The 20,682-nt window shown below is 32.2% G+C and carries 17 protein-coding genes and 1 riboswitch; of the genes, 5 read left to right on the top strand and 12 right to left on the bottom strand.

Going from position 1 to position 20,682, the window contains the following annotated elements; translation table 11 throughout:
* Window positions 1–113 precede the first annotated feature (113 nt).
* The 6 genes from metH to M890_RS0115085 all read right to left on the bottom strand — a co-directional run bounded on the left by metH (window position 114) and on the right by M890_RS0115085 (window position 9,730).
* On the bottom strand, window positions 114–2,828 hold the full coding sequence (gene metH, locus M890_RS0115110; RefSeq protein WP_028284321.1) for a methionine synthase: 2,715 nt from the start codon (window positions 2,826–2,828) through the stop codon (window positions 114–116).
* A complete protein-coding gene (locus tag M890_RS0115105) occupies window positions 2,828–3,829 on the bottom strand; it encodes a homocysteine S-methyltransferase family protein (protein ID WP_036597743.1) in 1,002 nt (333 codons plus the stop codon). Before M890_RS0115105 ends, metH begins: the two co-directional genes overlap by 1 nt.
* Entirely contained in the window at window positions 3,826–4,845 is a 1,020-nt protein-coding gene (locus tag M890_RS16305) for an alpha/beta fold hydrolase (RefSeq protein WP_036597741.1), read from the bottom strand. The genes M890_RS0115105 and M890_RS16305 overlap by 4 nt, the downstream gene beginning before the upstream one ends.
* Before the next feature lies 1 nt (window position 4,846).
* Window positions 4,847–5,299 (bottom strand): OsmC family protein, encoded by a 453-nt coding sequence (locus tag M890_RS0115095; protein WP_028284319.1) that lies wholly within the window; start codon window positions 5,297–5,299, stop codon window positions 4,847–4,849.
* Between the two features lie 93 nt (window positions 5,300–5,392).
* Entirely contained in the window at window positions 5,393–6,685 is a 1,293-nt protein-coding gene (locus M890_RS0115090; RefSeq protein WP_028284318.1) for an O-acetylhomoserine aminocarboxypropyltransferase/cysteine synthase family protein, read from the bottom strand.
* 119 nt (window positions 6,686–6,804) lie between these two features.
* Window positions 6,805–6,928: riboswitch (SAM riboswitch) on the bottom strand.
* A 222-nt stretch (window positions 6,929–7,150) separates the two neighbouring features.
* On the bottom strand, window positions 7,151–9,730 hold the full coding sequence (locus M890_RS0115085; protein WP_028284317.1) for a phosphoenolpyruvate carboxylase: 2,580 nt from the start codon (window positions 9,728–9,730) through the stop codon (window positions 7,151–7,153).
* A 347-nt stretch (window positions 9,731–10,077) separates the two neighbouring features.
* On the opposite strand from M890_RS0115085, the gene metK reads away from it, so the two are divergent.
* Window positions 10,078–11,334 carry a methionine adenosyltransferase gene (gene metK, locus M890_RS0115080; RefSeq protein ID WP_028284316.1) on the top strand — a complete coding sequence of 419 codons (1,257 nt, stop codon included), beginning with the start codon at window positions 10,078–10,080 and terminating at the stop codon, window positions 11,332–11,334.
* A 59-nt stretch (window positions 11,335–11,393) separates the two neighbouring features.
* Here metK and rsmG read toward each other — a convergent pair whose 3' ends face one another.
* On the bottom strand, window positions 11,394–12,026 hold the full coding sequence (gene rsmG, locus M890_RS0115075; protein ID WP_028284315.1) for a 16S rRNA (guanine(527)-N(7))-methyltransferase RsmG: 633 nt from the start codon (window positions 12,024–12,026) through the stop codon (window positions 11,394–11,396).
* A 134-nt stretch (window positions 12,027–12,160) separates the two neighbouring features.
* Here rsmG and M890_RS0115070 point away from each other — a divergent pair, with 134 nt between their 5' ends.
* Together M890_RS0115070 and M890_RS0115065 are read left to right on the top strand one after the other, a co-directional pair.
* Window positions 12,161–13,255 carry a fatty acid desaturase family protein gene (locus M890_RS0115070; protein WP_028284314.1) on the top strand — a complete coding sequence of 365 codons (1,095 nt, stop codon included), beginning with the start codon at window positions 12,161–12,163 and terminating at the stop codon, window positions 13,253–13,255.
* 30 nt (window positions 13,256–13,285) lie between these two features.
* Entirely contained in the window at window positions 13,286–14,476 is a 1,191-nt protein-coding gene (locus tag M890_RS0115065; protein ID WP_028284313.1) for a pyridoxal phosphate-dependent aminotransferase, read from the top strand.
* A 238-nt stretch (window positions 14,477–14,714) separates the two neighbouring features.
* On the opposite strand, the gene M890_RS0115060 is transcribed toward M890_RS0115065, so the two are convergent.
* The 4 genes from M890_RS0115060 to trkA form a co-directional block, all read right to left on the bottom strand.
* Entirely contained in the window at window positions 14,715–14,981 is a 267-nt protein-coding gene (locus tag M890_RS0115060) for a hypothetical protein (RefSeq protein ID WP_028284312.1), read from the bottom strand.
* A 183-nt stretch (window positions 14,982–15,164) separates the two neighbouring features.
* Window positions 15,165–15,413: a hypothetical protein gene (locus M890_RS16795; RefSeq protein ID WP_157243307.1), complete on the bottom strand. Its 249-nt coding sequence runs from the start codon at window positions 15,411–15,413 to the stop codon at window positions 15,165–15,167.
* A gap of 91 nt (window positions 15,414–15,504) precedes the next feature.
* Entirely contained in the window at window positions 15,505–17,010 is a 1,506-nt protein-coding gene (locus M890_RS0115055) for a TrkH family potassium uptake protein (RefSeq protein WP_028284311.1), read from the bottom strand.
* Complete coding sequence (trkA, locus tag M890_RS0115050) at window positions 17,010–18,359, bottom strand: Trk system potassium transporter TrkA (RefSeq protein ID WP_028284310.1); 1,350 nt, start codon at window positions 18,357–18,359, stop codon at window positions 17,010–17,012. The genes M890_RS0115055 and trkA overlap by 1 nt, the downstream gene beginning before the upstream one ends.
* A 118-nt stretch (window positions 18,360–18,477) precedes the next feature.
* On the opposite strand from trkA, the gene ubiE reads away from it, so the two are divergent.
* Both ubiE and porT read left to right on the top strand, forming a co-directional pair.
* Window positions 18,478–19,206 carry a bifunctional demethylmenaquinone methyltransferase/2-methoxy-6-polyprenyl-1,4-benzoquinol methylase UbiE gene (gene ubiE / locus M890_RS0115045; protein WP_028284309.1) on the top strand — a complete coding sequence of 243 codons (729 nt, stop codon included), beginning with the start codon at window positions 18,478–18,480 and terminating at the stop codon, window positions 19,204–19,206.
* Window positions 19,206–19,931 (top strand): type IX secretion/gliding motility protein PorT/SprT, encoded by a 726-nt coding sequence (gene porT, locus M890_RS0115040; RefSeq protein WP_036597737.1) that lies wholly within the window; start codon window positions 19,206–19,208, stop codon window positions 19,929–19,931. The genes ubiE and porT overlap by 1 nt, the downstream gene beginning before the upstream one ends.
* A 38-nt stretch (window positions 19,932–19,969) precedes the next feature.
* On the opposite strand, the gene M890_RS0115035 is transcribed toward porT, so the two are convergent.
* On the bottom strand, window positions 19,970–20,680 hold the full coding sequence (locus tag M890_RS0115035; protein ID WP_028284307.1) for a TrmH family RNA methyltransferase: 711 nt from the start codon (window positions 20,678–20,680) through the stop codon (window positions 19,970–19,972).
* Window positions 20,681–20,682: the final 2 nt, after the last annotated feature.

The raw sequence follows: 20,682 nt of genomic DNA, 5'->3' as shown, positions 1-20,682 counted from the left end.
TACCACAAGGGTCGCGCTTTCCGTTATATCTTTTTACTTGTTCTCGTACAATACTCCTAACGTCGTATTACTCAAACTGACGTAAAAAGGATGCCACATCAATCGCTAACGCACTAATCTGCTAAATTTGGGTTTAGCCATTTGGTAGCTTCCGCTATGCTAATATTTTTTCGTTTTGAATAATCTAATAATTGATCTTCCTTAATTTTTCCTAAGCCAAAATACTTAGCCTCAGGATTACCAAAATAATAGCCACTAACACTTGCTGCAGGCCACATAGCAAGACTTTCGGTAAGTTTTACATCAATATTTTCTTCCACATTTAATAGCTTCCAGATGGTTTGCTTTTCTAAATGATCTGGACACGCAGGATAACCAGGAGCTGGACGAATGCCTTTATAGTTTTCCTTAATTAATTCTTGGTTAGTTAAACTTTCATCTTGTGCATAAGCCCAATGTTTTGTTCTCACTTCTTTATGTAGATATTCTGCAAAAGCTTCGGCTAATCTATCTGCTAACGCTTTAATCATTATCGAATTATAATCGTCGTTATCAGCTTCAAACTGCTCAGCTAATTTGGCTGTACCAAAACCTGTAGACACGCAAAATGCACCAATATAATCTTGTATTCCTGTTTCTTTTGGAGCAATAAAATCTGCTAACGCATGATTAGGCACACCTTCTCTTTTCTTTAATTGTTGACGTAAGGTTAAAAAGGTTAGTTGGTCCTCATGATTATGAGATACTGAAACGAGTTCAGTATGACCTTCTTTGAGAGAAACCTCTATATCATCATCATTTATGCTATTTGCTGGAAACAATCCAAAGATGGCTTTTGCTTTTAATAGCTTTTCATCAAAAATTCTTTTTAATAATTCTTGAGCGTCAATAAACAAATCTGTTGCTTGACTTCCAACTACGCTATCGGTTAAAATATCTGGATATTTTCCATGTAAATCCCAACTTCTAAAAAATGGAGACCAATCTATATACGCTTCTAATTTTGTAATATCAAAATCTTCAATTATTTGAATTCCTAATTGTTTTGGTTTCACAATTTTAGAGGTTTGCCAATCTATTTTATATTTTCTTTTTCTAGCCTCTTCAATACTTATGTAGTCTTTTTGTTTTGTTCTGTTTAAGAATTTTTCTCTAAACACATCGTATTCTTCCCTAATCTGCTCTTTATAAACAACATTGTTTTTATTTAATAATTCGCCAACAACTGTTACTGCTCTTGAAGCATCATTAATATGTACCACAGCATCTTTATAATGAGGTGCTATTTTAACAGACGTATGTGCTTTAGATGTGGTTGCTCCTCCAATTATCAAAGGAATATCAAGATTTTGCTTTTCCATTTCTTTAGACACATAAACCATTTCGTCTAACGAAGGTGTAATTAAACCACTTAAACCAATAATATCAACCTGCTCTTTAATAGCAGTATCAATTATTTTTTCTGGAGGAACCATAACACCTAAATCTATAATCTGGTAATTATTACAACCTAAAACTACACTCACAATATTTTTACCAATATCATGGACGTCTCCTTTTACGGTTGCCATCAAAATTTTTCCAGCAAAGGCTTGTTTTCCGTCTTTTTCAGCCTCAATAAATGGTTGTAAATAAGCTACAGCTTTTTTCATGACTCTAGCCGATTTTACTACTTGTGGCAAAAACATTTTTCCGCTTCCAAATAAATCTCCAACCACACTCATACCTTGCATCAAGTGACCTTCAATAACCTCTATTGGTCTTGAAACAGATTGTCTTGCTTCTTCAACATCTTCAATTATAAATGCATCAATTCCTTTTACTAAAGCATGTGTAATCCTGTTTTGCAACTCGGTATTTCTCCATTCTTGAACCGTTTCTGTAGATTCTTTTTTATTTCCTTTTACGGTTTCGGCAAACGCTAATAAACGCTCAGTAGCATCCTCACGTCTGTCAAATAAAACGTCTTCAACACATTGCAGTAACTCTTTATCAATTTCATCATAAATCTCCAACATCGTTGGGTTTACAATACCTAAATTCATTCCGTTTTTTATGGCATGAAACAAAAACGAAGCATGCATAGCCTCACGCACAGTATTGTTTCCTCTAAAAGAAAAGGACACATTACTTACACCACCAGACACATTAGCAAACGGTAAGTTTTGTCTAATCCACTCAGTTGCCTTAAAAAAATCTAGTGCATTTTTACGATGTTCTTCCATTCCTGTGGCAACAGGAAAAATATTAGGATCAAAAATGATGTCTTGTGGTGGAAAATTGACAATGTCAACCAATATTTTATAAGATCGCTCACAAATTTCTATTCTACGATTATACGTATCTGCTTGACCATTTTCATCAAAAGCCATTACAATTACAGCAGCTCCATAACGTTTTACTAGTTTAGCTTGACGTATAAACTCGGTTTCACCTTCTTTTAAACTTATAGAATTTACAACAGATTTACCTTGAACCACCTTTAAACCAGCCTCAATAATTTCCCATTTAGAGCTATCAATCATTATAGGGATTCTGGAAATATCAGGCTCTGAAGCAATGAGATTTAAAAAAGTAGTCATAGCATAAACGCCATCCAACATCCCTTCGTCCATGTTGACATCTAAAATTTGTGCACCACCTTCAACTTGGTCTCTAGCTACAGCTAAAGCTTCGTTGTATTTTTCTTCTTTTATTAATCTTAAAAATTTACGCGAACCTGTAACATTAGTACGTTCTCCTACGTTTATAAAATTACTTTCTGGTGTTACAATTAAGGGTTCTAAACCAGAAAGTGTTAAATATTTTTGACAGTCGCAGTCGTCCATTATGCTAGTTGTTTTATTTGTCTTGGTTTATAGTTTTTTACAACCTGAGCAATTGCTTTAATATGTTCTGGATTTGTCCCACAGCAACCACCAATAATATTAATTAAATCGTCTTTTAAATAGGCTTCAATTAAGTTTTTCATTTCTTCTGGAGTTTGATCATATTCTCCAAAAGCATTTGGTAATCCTGCATTTGGATGCGCAGACGTGTAAAAATCTGTTTGACTTGACAGACGTTTTAAATAAGGTTGTAATTGCTTTGCGCCTAATGCACAGTTAAACCCAACACTTAACAATGGAACGTGAGAAATAGAAGTTAAAAAAGCTTCTACGGTTTGACCTGACAGCGTACGACCAGACGCATCTGTAATGGTACCAGATACCATAATTGGAATGTCTATATTTTGTTCTTCTTTTACTTCTTCAATTGCAAATAATGCTGCTTTTGCATTTAATGTGTCAAAAATAGTTTCGACTAACAATAAGTCTACTCCTCCATCTATTAATGCTTCTACTTGTTGCTTATATGCGATGCGTAACTCATCAAAAGTTACAGCTCTAAATTCTGGTCTATTAACATCTGGACTTAAGCTAGCTGTACGATTTGTTGGACCAATACTTCCTGCTACAAAGCGTGGTTTTTCGGGATTTTTATTAGTGAATTCTGTTGCAACATATTTAGCAATTTTAGCCGATTCAAAATTAAGTTCATACACCAAATCTTCCATATCGTAATCTGCCATAGCAATGGTTGTACCAGAAAATGTATTAGTTTCGACTATATCTGCTCCAGCTTCAAAATACTTGCGATGTACGTCTGCAATTGCATTGGGCTGTGTTAATGATAATAAATCGTTATTTCCTTTTAAAGCTGTTGGGTAGTCTTTAAAACGGTCGCCTCTAAAATCTGCTTCAGTAAAGTTATAGCGTTGTAACATGGTACCCATTGCACCATCAAGTACTAAAATTCGTTTTTTAATGACTTCTCTGATACTACTCATACACACTTTTTTAATACTGTTTCAAATTTGCTATGGTTTGGTACTTGTTTGATTTCAAAAATTGGGTTTAATAATCTAGACAATTGATCAAATTCTATTAAAAAAGCATCATGACCATGTAGGGATTTTATTTCGCCAATAGTTACGTTTTGTTTGACTGATTTTAAATCAATATAAGTTTCCCAGTTTTCTTCAGCCTTGAAAAACAAATCACTATTGATTGTTATAATATGCACATGACCTTTAATGACTGAAGCCATTTCTTTAAAAGATAATCGTCCTCTAGTTATATCAATAGTTTTGAGTATTTGATTCATTAATTTATAAGCTGGCAAATGAAATCTACTGTCCAACTGGTTTCCATGATAATTTAACCAACTTTGGACTTCAAATAAAGGTTGTGAATCTTTACTACGGGAAAACTTTTTTGTTAAAGACTCTGGTGTACGATACAAGGTCATAGCATGCATTCTGGCATCCTTTAATGGTTGGCTTGAATTATTTAAAATAGCGTCTTGAATATGACAATTAGCAATGATCCAATCCGTTACTTTCCAATCTGTAGCAATTGGTATTATATGCTCTGCCAAATCGGGTTTTAACACTGCTAATTCCCATGCAATTCCACCACCAACTGAACCTCCTATGATTGCAAACAACTTGTTAATTAATAAGTGCTGAAGTCCTTTAGCAAAAATTTCTGCTATGTTTCTAGCTGTAAATTCTTTATAATTATGAATTAAATTTTCTTCTAAATCATCATATCCATTACCAGGAATATTAAAAGCTAAAACGGTATAATGCAAGGTGTCAATACATTTATTATCTCCTATTAAATCATTCCACCAACCTTGATCTCCAACCACACAAGAGTTGCCTGTTAAAGCATGATTAACCAATATAATTGGTGCTGTATGTAATGCTTTACCAAATAATTGGTAAGACAACTTGATAGTTGTTGCCTTACCATTATTGTTAACAAAATCAGGAATGTTTATATATTTTAAATTTTTCATTTTACTTTAAACTATATTCTTTTTCAACCGAAATTTTAATAGGCGTTTTATTAGACAAATTGTCTCTAACAGGACAACGTGCTTCAACAATTTCTAACCATTTAGCAAGTGTTTCTATACTTGCATCTGTTTTTGGAATTAAGTTTAACTCTATAGTTTTAAAACCAGCACGCTCATCTTGAGACACACCTAAAAATCTATTAGGATTGATTTGTCCTGATACTTCGATATCAAGTTTTTCTATTTTAAAACCAAGTTCCTTTGCAACTAAGTGTCCAACGACATTTACGCAACCTGCAAAACCTGCTAAAATATACTCGACAGGATTAGCATCTTCATCTGTCCCATTTAAAGCTTCTGGCTCATCAATTACTAATTTAAACTGTCTAGCTTGTCCTATAAATTGAGTAGCAGAAGTACTGTTTCCTGTTACTGTAAATTTTAAATCACTCATACTTTATTGCATTAGAAATAACCATCACACTTTAAAATGGCAACTAAAAAGTGTGACGTTATTTCGGGTTAAATAATTAAAATTAAATTAGGCTTAAGCTAAAACGGTTTTATTGACGACAGCAAAGGCTTCTTTTAAATCTGCTTTTAGATCGTCTATATTTTCTATCCCAACAGACAATCTGATTAAGTCTTTTGTAACTCCTGTGGTTTGTTGCGCCTCATCACTAAGTTGTTGATGTGTTGTACTTGCTGGGTGAATAATTAGTGATTTAGTATCACCAATGTTGGCTAACAATGAAAACAATTTGGTAGTATCTGCTATTTTTTTAGCCGATTCAAAACCTCCTTCAACTCCAAATGTCACTACACCACTTTGACCTTTAGGTAAATATTTTTTAGCTAACGTATTGTATTTACTAGTTTGTAACCCTGGATAATTTACCCATGTTACTTCTGGTTGTTCTTGTAACCATTTAGCTAATTGTAAAGCGTTTTGAGAGTGTTTTAAAATTCTTAATTCTAAGGTTTCTAATCCTTGAATTATTTGAAAAGCATTAAAGGGACTTAATGCACCACCATAATCACGCAAACCTTCAATCCTAATTTTAGCAATAAATGCTGCAGCTCCAATAACATCGCTATAAACCAATCCATGATAACCAGCTGAAGGCTCTGTAAATTCTGGAAACTTTCCATTAGTCCAGTCAAAAGTTCCTGCATCCACTATGATGCCTCCTAACGAGGTACCGTTACCTGTAATATATTTTGTAAGTGAATGGATGACTATATTTGCACCATATTCAATTGGATTCAGCAAGTATGGTGTCGCAACTGTGTTATCCACAATTAATGGTACTTTATGTGCTTTTGCTTGTTTTGAAATAGCCTCTAAATCCAATACATCCAATTTTGGATTACCTAAAGACTCTACAAACACCGCTCTTGTATTTTCTTGTGCTGCTTTGCTAAAATTTTCTGGATCTGATGGATCTACAAAAGTGGTTGTAATACCATGTCTTGGTAGGGTTACACTTAACAGATTATAGGTACCACCATACAAACTACTAGAAGCTACAATGTGATCTCCTGCTTTTAATAAGGTTAATAATGTTGTAGAAATTGCTGCTGTTCCGGAAGCAGTTGCTACTGCTGCAATACCACCTTCTAGAGCAGCAATACGTTGTTCTAAAACATCGTTTGTTGGATTATTTAAACGTGTATAAATAAATCCAGGCACTGATAAATTAAAACGTCCTGCTGCGTCATCCGAATCGTCAAAAACGTATGAAGTGGTTTGATAAATAGGCACTGCTCTTGTACCTGCTGTCTTGGTTGTGTCGTGTCCTGCGTGTAATGCTTGTGTAGCAAATTTTTGTGTACTCATTTTTCTAAATTTTGAGTTAATAAATAAATTAAACCAAAAGTCAAATAAGCTTCGTTTGAAGCATACTTAATAGAAAAATGTTAAAAAGAAAATACTAATTGCAGATGAGCAATTAGTTTAAGTTATCTATCCAATGTATCGATTAATGAATCGAAAATTAAGTAGAATTTAGCACCTTCTTAGTAAATCTAAGGGTTGCTAAGGCTTCAATGGGTCTAATCCCTCCACCTTTCTTGATAACATTTCAGTAAGTTTTTGAACTTTGTGAATACAAATATTGCAAAATATATATTTTAAAAACAAACAAAATAGAATAATTTTCTAAAAAATTAACATTTTTTAATTTAAACAGAAAATAATTCGCTAAAATTAAATATGAACAGATTTATAATCTACAAAACAAATATAGCAAGTCTGAAAATTTTCAAACTTGCTATATCGTACACATAAAAAATTAATTGAATTTTAAGCCGAATTACGACTCGCATTTATATTACCAAATAACGATCGTGTTACTAATTTTTCATAAACAGCAATCAACTCGGCATCTTTTACATCTGCTTTCTCTAATTCTTGAATTTGTTTTAAAGCATACTGTTGTATAGTCAATAAAGGTAGTACAATAGACTCTCTAACCTTAATAGAGGCTTTACCAGCTGGCTCTTCTTCCATTAAATCTGTATAGCCAGTTAATTTTAAAATCAATCGTTTTGTAGTCAAGTACTCTGTGTGTATAACATTCCAAAAGGCACCATATTCTGGATCATCACTCATGTATTTAGTCAAATCAAAAAACGATTTTGATAAGGACATCATACTGTTTTCTATTAATGTTCTAAAAAAGCTAGACGTTTTAAATAGCTTTTGTGCTTTTTCAAATTCGCCTGAATCTTCATAATGTTTTAAAGCAGTACCAACACCAAAAAATCCTGGTACATTTTGTTTTAATTGACTCCAAGATCCTACAAATGGGATAGCTCTTAAATCTTCAAACACTAAGCCTTCTGCTTTACCACGTTTGGATGGTCTACTTCCAATATTTGTTTTAGCATAGTATTTTAGCGTACTCATATGTTCTAAATACGAAATAAACTTTGGGTGGTTTTTAAAATCTACATACGCTTGGTAACTTAGGTTTGCTAAATTATCCATAACAACTCTGTTTTCTGGTAACATGCGCAAATCCGTATCACTTAAACTATTATATATACCAGAACTTATTAATTGTTCAAGGTTATATTGAGAAGAATCTAACGTCCCAAAATTAGAGCTAATAGTTTGTCCTTGGATGGTTAATTGCACTTCTTTATCCTCTATAGTTGGTCCTAATGAAGCATAAAAATTGTGTGTTTTACCACCACCTCTTGCTGGTGGTCCACCACGACCATCAAAAAATATGACAGTTACATCATATTTTCTAGAGATAGCTGTTAAACGTTCTTTTGCTTTATAAATAGCCCAATTAGCCATTAAATAACCTCCATCTTTAGTTCCGTCGCTAAAGCCTAACATTATGGTTTGTTTGTTTCCTCTAGATTTTAAGTGTTTAGCATAGGCAGTATTTGTATATAAATCCTCCATAACTATATGTGCATTTTCTAAATCTGTAATAGTTTCAAAAAGAGGTCCAATATCAACCGTAAGCTTATCATTAAATGCTACTACTTTAAGCATTGCAAATAACTGCATCACATTTAAAGTGGTTTGATTATTACTAATTATATAACGGTTTGCAGCTAACTCTCCATTAGTTTCCTGAATAGATTTTAAGGCCTTAATAGTATTTAGTGCTTTTAGGGTTTCTTCATCTTTAATTAAAGATAAATCCACTGTTCCTTTAACCTCAGATAACACTTTAACCTGTTCTGCTTCCGTTAAATCATGATAGTTACTAGGTATATCCTTGCTTCCGTTTGCAATCATACTATCCACCATAGAGGTAAATATTGAATGATGCACTCTACTATCTTGACGTATATCTAAACTTGAAAAATGAAAACCAAATAAATGAATCTTATTAAGCAAACTAGTTACTTCTGTAACATAAAGTGATTGATGCTGATCAATTATAATTTGTCTGATAGCTTTTAATTCTGAAATTAAATCATTTAATGTTAAGCTTGACTTTTCATGTAGCACTTTTTTATACAACTCTGTTTCTATATATGATATACGCTCTTCAACGCCTTGAAACGTTAATTTACGTTTTAACTTTCTGACATCTTTATGATAGTTTTTAATAATAGTTTCATGCAGTCTAGTTGCTACTTTAACTGTAATTTCTGGTGTAACAAATGGGTTACCATCTCTGTCTCCTCCTGGCCAAAAACCAATATTAATGATATCGTTATCTATATGTTTTCCATCAAAAATGTTTTGTTGGATGTAATCATATATTTTTCCGAAAGATTCATAAAACACATTTTCTAAATACCAAATTAAGCTAACCGCTTCATCGTAAGGTGTTGGTTTTTCATGTTTAAAAAATGGTGTTTTTCCTAACTGCGCTAATAAATCATTAATACGTAGTAAGTCGTTTTCTCTAACTGCTTCTGTCAAATCTGTGATAATTCCTAAAACAGTACCAGGATAAAATTGTGTTGGATGTGCTGTTAAGACAATTCTAACTTTAAATTCTTCTAAATACTGACGTAACTTATCTAGCTTTCCTTCTGCAGCAGCACTTTCCTTCAAACTTCTAAGCGTACCAATTCCGTCCATATTATTAACAATTGGAAAAGCAGCATCCTCAATAGCATCAAATAAAACAACTTGTCTTTCTATATATTGAATAAAACGAAACAATAAATCTATTTTAGATTTATCAGAACGTCTTGCCTGGTATTTTTTAAAAAAGGTATCAACAATTACAGTAGGGTTATGTCCATCTTCAAACCCTTTTTTACATGTCTCATGAAACAATGGTAATAAAACACCTGTTTTTGTAATAGTATCAAAAGGAAGGGTCATAAAAATACCGTTGTATATTTGATATTTAGACAATACGTTTTGATTGAAACGCGTTAACTTAGGCTGTAAAGGCATAATTTTTATTTTTAGATAAGTTATAAAGTTAATGAACAATAGCTGACTTTGATAAAATGATTGAAATTTTTAGGAATTATTAACTAAAGCCTATCCTTTGTAAGAATTACATAATTAAATGTTTAAATTTTGATTTTTATAAAATGTTATATTGATAGCTAAATACATCAATTAACTATTTTTAACGGTATGTTTTGATAAAAACTACTTTATTTTCTTACTTTTGCTGCTCAATAAATTAGAGGACGGATTTGACTGATTGCAACCTCATTAAAAAATGCTAAAGGCAGTGTAAACTTCCTTAGACGCTTTCGTCAAATCTATTATATACATTTTAAAAAACAAATATGGCGTATTTATTTACATCAGAGAGTGTGTCTGAAGGACACCCAGACAAAGTAGCAGATCAAATTAGTGATGCTTTAATAGATAACTTTTTGGCATTTGATAAAGACAGTAAAGTTGCTTGCGAAACTTTAGTAACAACAGGACAGGTTGTTTTAGCTGGAGAAGTTAAATCAAACACGTATTTAGACGTACAACAAATAGCTAGAGATACTATTAATAAGATTGGATATACTAAAAGTGAGTATATGTTTGATGGTAATTCTTGTGGTGTATTTAGTGCAATACATGAGCAATCAGACGATATAAATCGTGGTGTTGACAGAGCTAGCAAAGAAGAGCAAGGTGCTGGGGACCAAGGTATGATGTTTGGTTACGCAACACGTGAAACAGAAAACTACATGCCTTTAGCTTTAGATTTATCTCATAAAATTTTAATAGAATTAGCAGAGTTACGTCGCGAAAGCAAAGACATTACTTATTTAAGACCTGACTCTAAAAGTCAAGTTACTATTGAGTATAGTGATGATAATGTACCACAACGTATTGATGCAATTGTAGTATCAACTCAGCATGACGATTTTGATGCTAACGACGAGGTGATGTTATCTAAAATTAGAAAAGACATTGTCGAGGTATTAATACCTAGAGTGGTAGCTAAATTACCAGAAGCGACACAAGCATTATTTAATGACGACATTAAATACCACATTAATCCAACAGGAAAATTTGTTATTGGTGGACCTCATGGTGATACTGGATTAACAGGTCGTAAGATTATTGTTGACACTTATGGAGGAAAAGGAGCCCATGGTGGTGGTGCTTTTTCTGGAAAAGATCCAAGTAAAGTTGATAGAAGTGCTGCTTACGCTACTAGACATATCGCTAAAAATTTAGTAGCTGCTGGTGTTGCTGATGAAATTTTAGTACAAGTATCATACGCAATTGGTGTTGTTGAGCCAATGGGAATTTTTGTAGACACATACGGAACTTGTCCATTTAACATGACAGATGGAGAAATTGCACAAAAAATATCTAAGATATTTGATATGCGTCCATCTGCTATTGAGGACCGTTTAAAATTACGTAATCCAATGTATAGCGAAACAGCTGCTTATGGACATATGGGAAGACTAAACGAAACCGTAACCAAAACATTTTCTAGACCAAATGGAGGAGACATTACTATGAATGTTGAATTATTTACTTGGGAAAAATTAGACTACGTAGACAAAGTAAAAGCTGAGTTTGGATTATAACATCCAACTTATTTATATAAAAAAAGCCTCTCAAAACATTTGAGAGGCTTTTTTATTTATTAGTTAGCTTTCCATTTTATTGGCAAATGCACAATTTTTTTAGTGTCAAAAAAGTCTTCTTCAAAATAATCAGATATATTATAAATTGTAGTGGTTTTATAATCCTGAAGCTCTTCCGTTAAATCACCACCTTTAAGATAAATTATTCCATTTTTAAGTTGGTTTTGCTGTGTTTTTGAAACTTTTCCTTTAATCCAATGCACAAACGTTGGCATTGCTGCAACAGCACGACTGATAATAAAGTCGTAAGTTTCTTTAATTTCTTCTACACGACTATGTGTTACTTTAACGTTTTGCAACTCTAAACCAGCAACAACCTCTCTAACTACGTTTAGTTTTTTATTAATACTATCCACTAAATGAAATTCGCATTCAGGAAATAAAATAGCTAAAGGAATACCAGGAAAACCTCCTCCTGTGCCTACATCCATCATTGAGCTTCCTTCTTTAAAATTAATGATTTTAGCAATTGCTAAAGAGTGTAGTACATGACGCAAATACAACTCGTCAATATCCTTTCTAGACACAACATTAATTTTTAAATTCCAATCTTGATAAAATGCTTCAAGCTTAGTAAATTGTTCTATTTGTAAAGGGGTTAAATCAGGAAAATACTTTAAAATCAGCTCCATAAACGTTTATAATTTTCGACAAAAATATGCATTTTAACACTAAAAAGGGAGTATCTGTTTTGCTTAATTAATTATCTTTGTAAGAAATATTATTTGACGGATTTTTCCGTTATAGTAAAAAGAATACAATTACAATGACAAAACAAACAGTAACGTTCTCTCGAACAGACTCTGCAAAATTTTTTAAAACACTTAATAAACGTGTCAACAATTATTTTAAAGAAAACAATATTAAAAAAACAGGAAATTGGAAATTATACATTAAAGCCATAGTAATGTTTACCTTATTACTAGGTCCATTAGTACTTATCTTAACCGTAGATTTACCAACTTGGCTACAGATTATATCAGTAATGGTCATAGGTGTTGGAATGGCTGGTGTTGGAATGAATGTGATGCACGATGCTAATCATGGGTCCTTTTCTAGCAAAAAATGGGTTAATCGTTTAATGGGAAGTAGTATCCATATTTTAGCTGGTAATGATTACAATTGGAAAGTACAACATAATGTTTTACACCATACATACACTAACATTGAAGGACATGACGAGGATATTGACGCTGGAAGAATCATACGTTTTTCTAAGCACTCTAAGTGGTTAAAAATACACCAATATCAAAAATATTATGCCTTTTTACTTTATGGTTTATTAACTGTAAATTGGGCAATTACAACAGATTTCAAACAAACTTATGTGTACTTAAAAAGAAAATTATCTTATGGTGATTTTCCTAAACCAGCAACACAATGGACTAAATTAATTATTGGTAAAATTTTATATTATACCATCTGGGTGGTTTTACCTTTATCATTAGGATATGCTTGGTGGCAAGTTTTAATTGGCTTTTTAATCATGCATTACACTGCAGGAATTATTTTAAGTGTTGTGTTTCAATTAGCACACGTTATGCCAAATACAGAGATGCCTTTACCAGATGAAAATGGTAACATGAAAAACACTTGGGCTATTCACCAGTTATTTACAACCTCTAACTTTTCACCTAAAAATTGGTTAGTAGAGTTTTATACAGGTGGATTAAACAGACAAGTAGAGCACCATTTATTTGCACATATTAGCCATGTACACTACAAAAACATAGCAAAAATAGTCAAAGAAACTGCACATGAATTTAGCTTACCATACAATGAATATAACTCTATTTGGAAAGCTATTGGAGAACACTACCAACAACTAAAAATGTTAGGTCAAAACCCTAACATGGCATAATTAATTTTTGCACAATATAACAACACACACATGAGCCAACCACTTTCTGATCGTATTTTAAACATGTCCACTTCTGCCACTTTAGCTATGGCAGCAAAAACTAGAGAACTTAAAGCTGAAGGAAAAGACATTATAGGATTAAGCTTAGGCGAGCCAGACTTTAATACACCAGACTTTATTAAAGATGCTGCTATCCAAGCTATAAATGACAACTACAATTCTTATTCACCAGTAGATGGTTATGTTGAGTTAAAAGAAGCGGTTATTACTAAATTTAAGCGTGATAACAACTTAACTTACACCTTACCACAAATTGTAGTATCTACAGGTGCTAAACAAAGTTTAGCAAACATTGCAGCAGTAATGTTAAACAAAGGAGATGAGGTTATTTTACCATGTCCTTATTGGGTAAGTTATTCTGATATTGTTAAGTTAAGTGAAGGTGTTCCTGTAGAAGTACAAACAAGTATTGATACGGATTTTAAAATGACTGCTGCACAATTAGAAGCTGCCATTACACCAAAAACTAAAATGTTATGGTTTAGTAGTCCTTGTAACCCAAGCGGATCATTATATAGTCAAACAGAATTAGAAGCTTTAGCTGAAGTTTTAAAAAAACATCCAAATATTTACGTTGTTTCTGATGAAATTTACGAACATATTAATTACACCGGAAAATCTCATGCAAGTATGGCTTCTGTTGATGGTATGTTTAACAATACCATTACTGTAAACGGAGTATCTAAAGCATTTGCAATGACTGGATGGCGTATTGGTTACATTGGTGCTCCAGATTGGATTGCACGTGCGTGTAACAAAATGCAAGGTCAAGTGACTAGTGGAGCAAATTGTATTGCACAACAAGCAGTAATCACAGCTTTAAATGCCGACCCAAGTGTTGTAAAATTTATGATTGACGAGTTTAAAGTACGTCGTGATTTAGTTTTAGATTTACTTAGTAACATCGAAGGTTTTAATACAAATACACCAGAAGGCGCTTTTTATGTGTTTCCAGATATTTCTTATTTTTTCGGAAAAACATTAAGAGGAAAAACAATACATAACGCAACAGATTTTTCTTTATATTTATTAGAAGAAGCATTAGTAGCAACAGTTACTGGAGAAGCTTTTGGAAATCCTAATTGCATTAGATTAAGTTATGCAGCTTCACAAAAAGAAATCACTGAAGCTATAAAGCGTATTAAAGAAGCGGTTAGCTAATTAACCCTTTATATATAAATAATTAAAAAAAGCTTCACACATGTGAAGCTTTTTTTTTTTAAATATAACTAATTATAATCTGTTACAGATTGGTATCCATAAAATTTTTTTACAACAATAATACTGTTGCCAATACGTAAAACACTAACACAAACATTAAGTTTTCAATAATGGGATTAATTTTACAATTAAGACTTTTTTCAGACTAGAGACTAAATTTAAAAAGATAGAACTCTATTTACACCAAATAAATTAGCAAAAAAATCATAGCTACCAAAGATATAATAAGTAATATAATTTGTTTGGTACGCCTCAATTTGTGCTCTCTCTTAAATTTATTTCGCAAAAACGCAATATCCTTTTCTGATGCTTTAGGTAAGTTGTATTCTGTTTTTTCTGTTGAATTACTAACAAAACTAAAAGACTTCTCTTTACGTTTTGCTAACATATTTCTATTACTTTTTAATGATTGGTTTGCTGCCATCATTGATCCTTCTCCACCCATAAATTATAAATTTTAACCTGAATGTTTTCAGAAATTAAACATCACAATCTTTTAAGCAAATCTTTAAAAAATCAAAGTACCATCAAGATTATTATACAAAAAAAGCTGCTTTACATATATGTAGCAGCTTTTTGTAAAATGTTACATTCCTGATTAGAGAAAATAACAATAGACTAATGGAACTTAAATAATAGCGATGATAATCATTACTAAAAACAACAATACTTTAAGTGATGTAGCAACTGTACAACAGCTTCGATTGTAAGACCAACTTTTTAGACGTTGCTTACGGTTAAATAAAGATTTAGACGAAATGTTTTTAAAATTACCTATTACAATAGACTTGTAATTTGAATTTAAGATTCCTGAATAATTATTTAATGTAGTTACTGAGTCCGTTTGTAAAGACTGTGTGTTGATTGATAGTGACATGATTGATTGATGTATTGGTTATATAATAAAGACGAAGTAGACTTTAAAATGTTACAGTACAACAAATAAAATACCAATACTATTTTGAAAACTATCTATTTCTCCAGAAAAAAGGCGTCAATAAAATCAATACAGTAAACAACTCTAAACGACCAATTAACATTAAAAAACTACACCACCATTTACCAATAGCTGGTAATGCTGCATAATTATTTACTGGTCCAAATTGACCTAAAGCAGGACCTACGTTTCCTAGGCTTGAAGCTGCAATCCCAATCGAGGATTCAAAATTTATACCCATCATAGAAAAACCTAAGGCACCAATTATAAAAGCAATCATGTATAAAATAAAAAAGCCTAGAATATTAAATACAATATCTCCTGATATAGCTCTTTTATTATATCGTACTGGTAAAATAGCATTAGGATGCAGTGTACGTTTAAACTCTAAAAATCCATTTTTAATTAATACTAAATGACGCACAACTTTTACACCTCCTGCTGTACTTCCTGCAGAGCCACCTAAAAACATTAGCCCAAAGAAAAATACTACCAAAAATGGTGTCCACAAGGTATAGTCTGCTGTGACAAATCCTGTAGTAGTAATTACAGATAATACTTGGAACAATGCGTGTCTAAAAGCACTTTCGCCTTTACCCCAAACCATTGGATGATCTATTGAAGACACTGTTAAATCTGCTCTAAAATAAATGATTAACGCAGCAATTACTGTAAATATAGCAACAAATTTAAAGTACAATTTAAACTCTTCATCATGTATTACTTTTTGAACTTTACCTTTAAAAGCAAAGTAACTTAGTACAAAGTTTGAACCTGCTAAAAACATAAAAGCGATAATAATATATTGTATAATTGGTTGATTATTCCAATAGGCTACACTTGCATTTTTAGTAGAAAAACCACCAGTAGACAACGTACACATGGAGTGGTTTATGGCATCAAAAAAGCTCATTCCTGCTACTTGAAGCAAAATAGTTTCGGCAGCAGTATAACCAAAATAGATTAACCACAAACGCTTTGCGGTATCTGTAATTCTAGGATGTAATTTATCAGCACTAGGTCCAGGTGCTTCAGCTGCAAATAACTGCATACCTCCAATTCCCAGTAATGGTAATATGGCAACTGCTAAAACAATAATACCCATACCTCCAATCCAATGGGTTAAACTCCTCCAAAACAAAACCCCTTTAGGTACAATTTCGATATCATTTAAAATGGATGCTCCTGTGGTTGTAAAACCAGACATGGTTTCAAAAAAAGCGTTTGTAAAATTAGGAATTGCTCCTGTGGCTAAATATGGTATTGCACCAGATAAGGACATAACAATCCACCCAAAAGCTACAACAATGTAACCTTCACGCTTATTCATTTCTTTATTATGGTTTCGATGATTAATCATCCCTAAAAGCCCAAAAATTAAAATTCCTAAGCCAGAAGACACCAATTGTAAAGTCACACCATCTTGATAAATTAAGCTTACCAATGCTGACAATAAAATAAAACCACCATTAAAGACTAATAGTAAACCAAAAAAGTAAAATATAATTTTGTAGTTAAGGCGTAATCGTTTTCCCATTATAAAAATAGTTTTTCTACTTCTTTAATAGATCGTGGTAAACAACACACGACAATATAATCTCCTTCTTCTATTCTAAAACTACCCAAGGCAATCAATCCTTTACCATTCCTGATAACACCACCAACAATAGCAGATCTAGGAAATTCAACATCTTTAATTAACTTATTGCAAATTTTTGAAGTAGGTTTAACCTTAAACTCTAACAACTCGGCATTCATGTTGTTAAGTTTTGTCATTGCAATAACTTCACCTTTACGTATGTATCTAAAAATGTTATTGGCAGCTAAAAGTTTTTTATTAATTAGCGTGTCAATACCAATAGATTGGGATAACTCAAAGTAATCCATATTCTCTACTAAGGCAATAGTCTTTTTAACACCCTTAGATTTAGCAACAAGGCAGGACATAATATTAGTCTCAGAATTACCAGTTACAGATATAAAAGCATCCATTTCGCTAATATTTTCTTCTTCCAACAATTCAACATTACGACCATCTCCATTAATGACTAAAACTTTAGGTAAGTCGTCTGCTAAATCAAAAGCAATATCTTTATTATTCTCTATTAATTTTACATTAAATCCACTTAATGACAAATCTCTAGAAGTTTTAAAACCAATTTTACTACCACCTAAAATCATGACATCCTTAACAGGTGTATTTGTTTTACCTGTCATTTTACATAACTCATCTCCTCCACCAGCACATGTAATAAACACTGCATTATCTCCTTCTCTAAACTCGGTATCTCCTCTAGGTATAATCGTATATTGGGTACCAAAACGTTGTATTGCAATTGGCACAAAATGAATTTCTGAAAATAACTCGGCAGCTTCTTTTACTGTCTTACCAACAAAACCTGCTGTTCTGGTTAAACTTAAACTAACCATAGTTAGTGCTCCACCCTCAAACTCATAACTATCTTTAAAGGCCGATTGATTTAAAAGCAACTCGATCTCTGCAGCAGCTAAACTTTCTGGCGAAATCAGCTCGTCAATACCAAATCTGGTAAAACCAACCTCATCTTTATGTTTGATAAACTCCGTGTTAGAAATTCTAGCTATAGTACGTTTAGCACCTAACTGCTTAGCTAATACACAGACAGTAATATTTGTAGTTTCGGATGCTGTTACGCCAATTAATAAATCTGCACGATCTATTTTGGCTTCTTTTAAAATAGCAATAGATGTCGCATCACCTTTTAAGACTTTTATATCCAGGTGGTTATCTGCGTAAGACAAACTGTCTCTATCTGTATCAATAAGTGTAATTTCTTGAGACTCGTAAGACAATAATTTTGCTAAATGAAATCCTACTTCACCAGCTCCAGCAATAATTATTTTCATATTTCTTTAATAAAGGGAGTGCAAAGATAATTAATTTAAAGATTTAAGGGTCAATTATTTATTCTTTTGAAGTTTTACAGACTATTATATATGCATTATCTTTGTAAAAAAATTGATTTTGATAAAAGTAAATCCATACAAAGATAGCGACTTAGGAAAGAAAGAACAGGTAACTAAAATGTTTGATACCATTTCTGGTGAATATGATGGTTTAAACCGTGTAATTTCTTTTGGAATAGATATTAAATGGCGCAAAAAAGTAGTTGACATTGTAAAAGCTACTAATCCAGAAAACATTTTAGATATTGCGACAGGAACTGGTGATTTAGCTATTAATCTTGCTGAAACTAGCGCAAAAAAAATTATTGGTTTAGACATAAGTAGCGGTATGCTAGACGTTGGAAAACAAAAAATAAAAGCTAAAAAGCTAGATCAAAAAATTGATATGGTTATTGGTGATTCCGAGAATATGCCTTTTGACGATAACACCTTTGATGCTATAACTGTAGCTTTTGGTGTCCGCAACTTTGAAACCCTAGAAAATGGTTTAAAAGATATTTTACGTGTATTAAAACCAGGTGGAATTTTTGTTATTTTAGAAACATCTGTACCTACTAAATTTCCTTTTAAACAAGGGTATCAATTCCATTCTAAAGTTATTTTACCTACTGTTGGTAAATTATTTTCTAAGGATAAAACAGCTTATAAATATTTAAGCGAAAGTGCTAATGCTTTTCCTTATGGAGAGGCTTTAAACAATATTTTACGTAAAATTGGGTTTAGTAATGTTACAGACATGCCTCAAACATTTGGTGTTGCTACAATTTACAAAGCATTTAAAAAATAATGAACACAAAACATATTTCGACCTTACTACTTGCTCTATTTTTAACGACAGCTTCTCAAGCGCAGCTTTTTACTAAAGAAAAAGTGAAAAACCTAGAAACTGTAGATAAAGCAACTTTAAGTTGGGGTTATTATTTAGGGTTTAACAACTTAGATTTTAAATTAGACTACAATAATAATCTTGGCGATATACAAACGGAACGCACCATTGGTTTTAATGTAGGGTTGTTAGGTAACGTACGTATTAACGATTATTTTGATGTGCGTTTTGAGCCTGGTTTAGTAATATCTCAACGTAACTTGATGTATCCAGAAAATTATTTTGACACTTTTGACGAAGAGATTACAGACTCAGATTTACTACGCGAAGTTAAGTCAACTTATGTATACTTTCCGTTACTATTAAAAATATCAACTAAGCGTGTCAACAACTTTAAACCATTTGTTTTAGCAGGTGTATCCACTGCTATTAACTTGTCTAGTAACGAGAAAAACCCTGACGACAACTCGGCTGGAGAATTTAGAATGGTAAAAAACATGCAGTTTTTTGAACTTGGTTTTGGTATTGATTTTTACTTAGACCGTTTTAAGTTTACACCATCTATTAGAGGTGTATTTGCAATGCAGGACGAACTTATTAGAGACAAAGACATAAATAGTCCTTGGACTAGTAACATTAGTCAAATGCAAACACGAGGTATATTCATTAATTTTACTGTACAGTAAAACTTTAGTCTCCTAAATAATTTTTAGTTTTAAATAATTTAACGTCTAAACTCGCTTAACAAAATAGCTCCTGCTGTAGCTACATTTAAACTTTCTGTTGCTTGAAGATCTCCAAATCTTGGAATACTTATTTTGTCTGTTACACAAGTTTCAATTATTGAGGATATTCCATTGGCTTCATTTCCTAAAACTAAAATACCTGCTTTAGGCAAATTAGTTTGGTACACATTTTTACCCTCCATAAAAGCACCAAAAACTGGTAGATTGATTGCTTTTAAATAAGCACTTAAGTCTGTGTAAACAATTTTTACTCTAGTTAAAGATCCCATGGTTGCTTGTACAACTTTTGGGTTATAACAATCCACAGTTTTATGACTGCAAACTAATTGTTTGATTCCAAACCAATCGCATAGTCGTATAATTGTACCTAAATTACCAGGATCACGTATATCGTCCAACGCTAATATTAAACCTTCGTTTTTTAAAGCTTTTGCATCAGGCATTTTAAAAATTGCAAGAGCAGTGTTTGGAGTGGTTAAACAACTAATTTTTTTTAAATCGGCTTCAGATATAATACTTTCGTTTTCTACATTAAAAGTCTCTGTGGTAAATAAATCCACAAGTTTAAAAGTAGAATTTAAAAACTCTTTAATTACTTTTCCGCCTTCAGCAATAAATAAACCTTCTTGTTGCCTATATTTTTTTTGCTTTAAACGCGTTATATTTTTAATTTGATTTTTAGAAAGCACGC

This window comes from Olleya marilimosa CAM030 (assembly GCF_000518485.1).
Classification (GTDB): Bacteria; Bacteroidota; Bacteroidia; order Flavobacteriales; family Flavobacteriaceae; genus Olleya; species Olleya marilimosa.
Note: the sequence above shows the minus strand (reverse complement) of the source record. Positions and strands in the feature narration are given on the sequence as shown.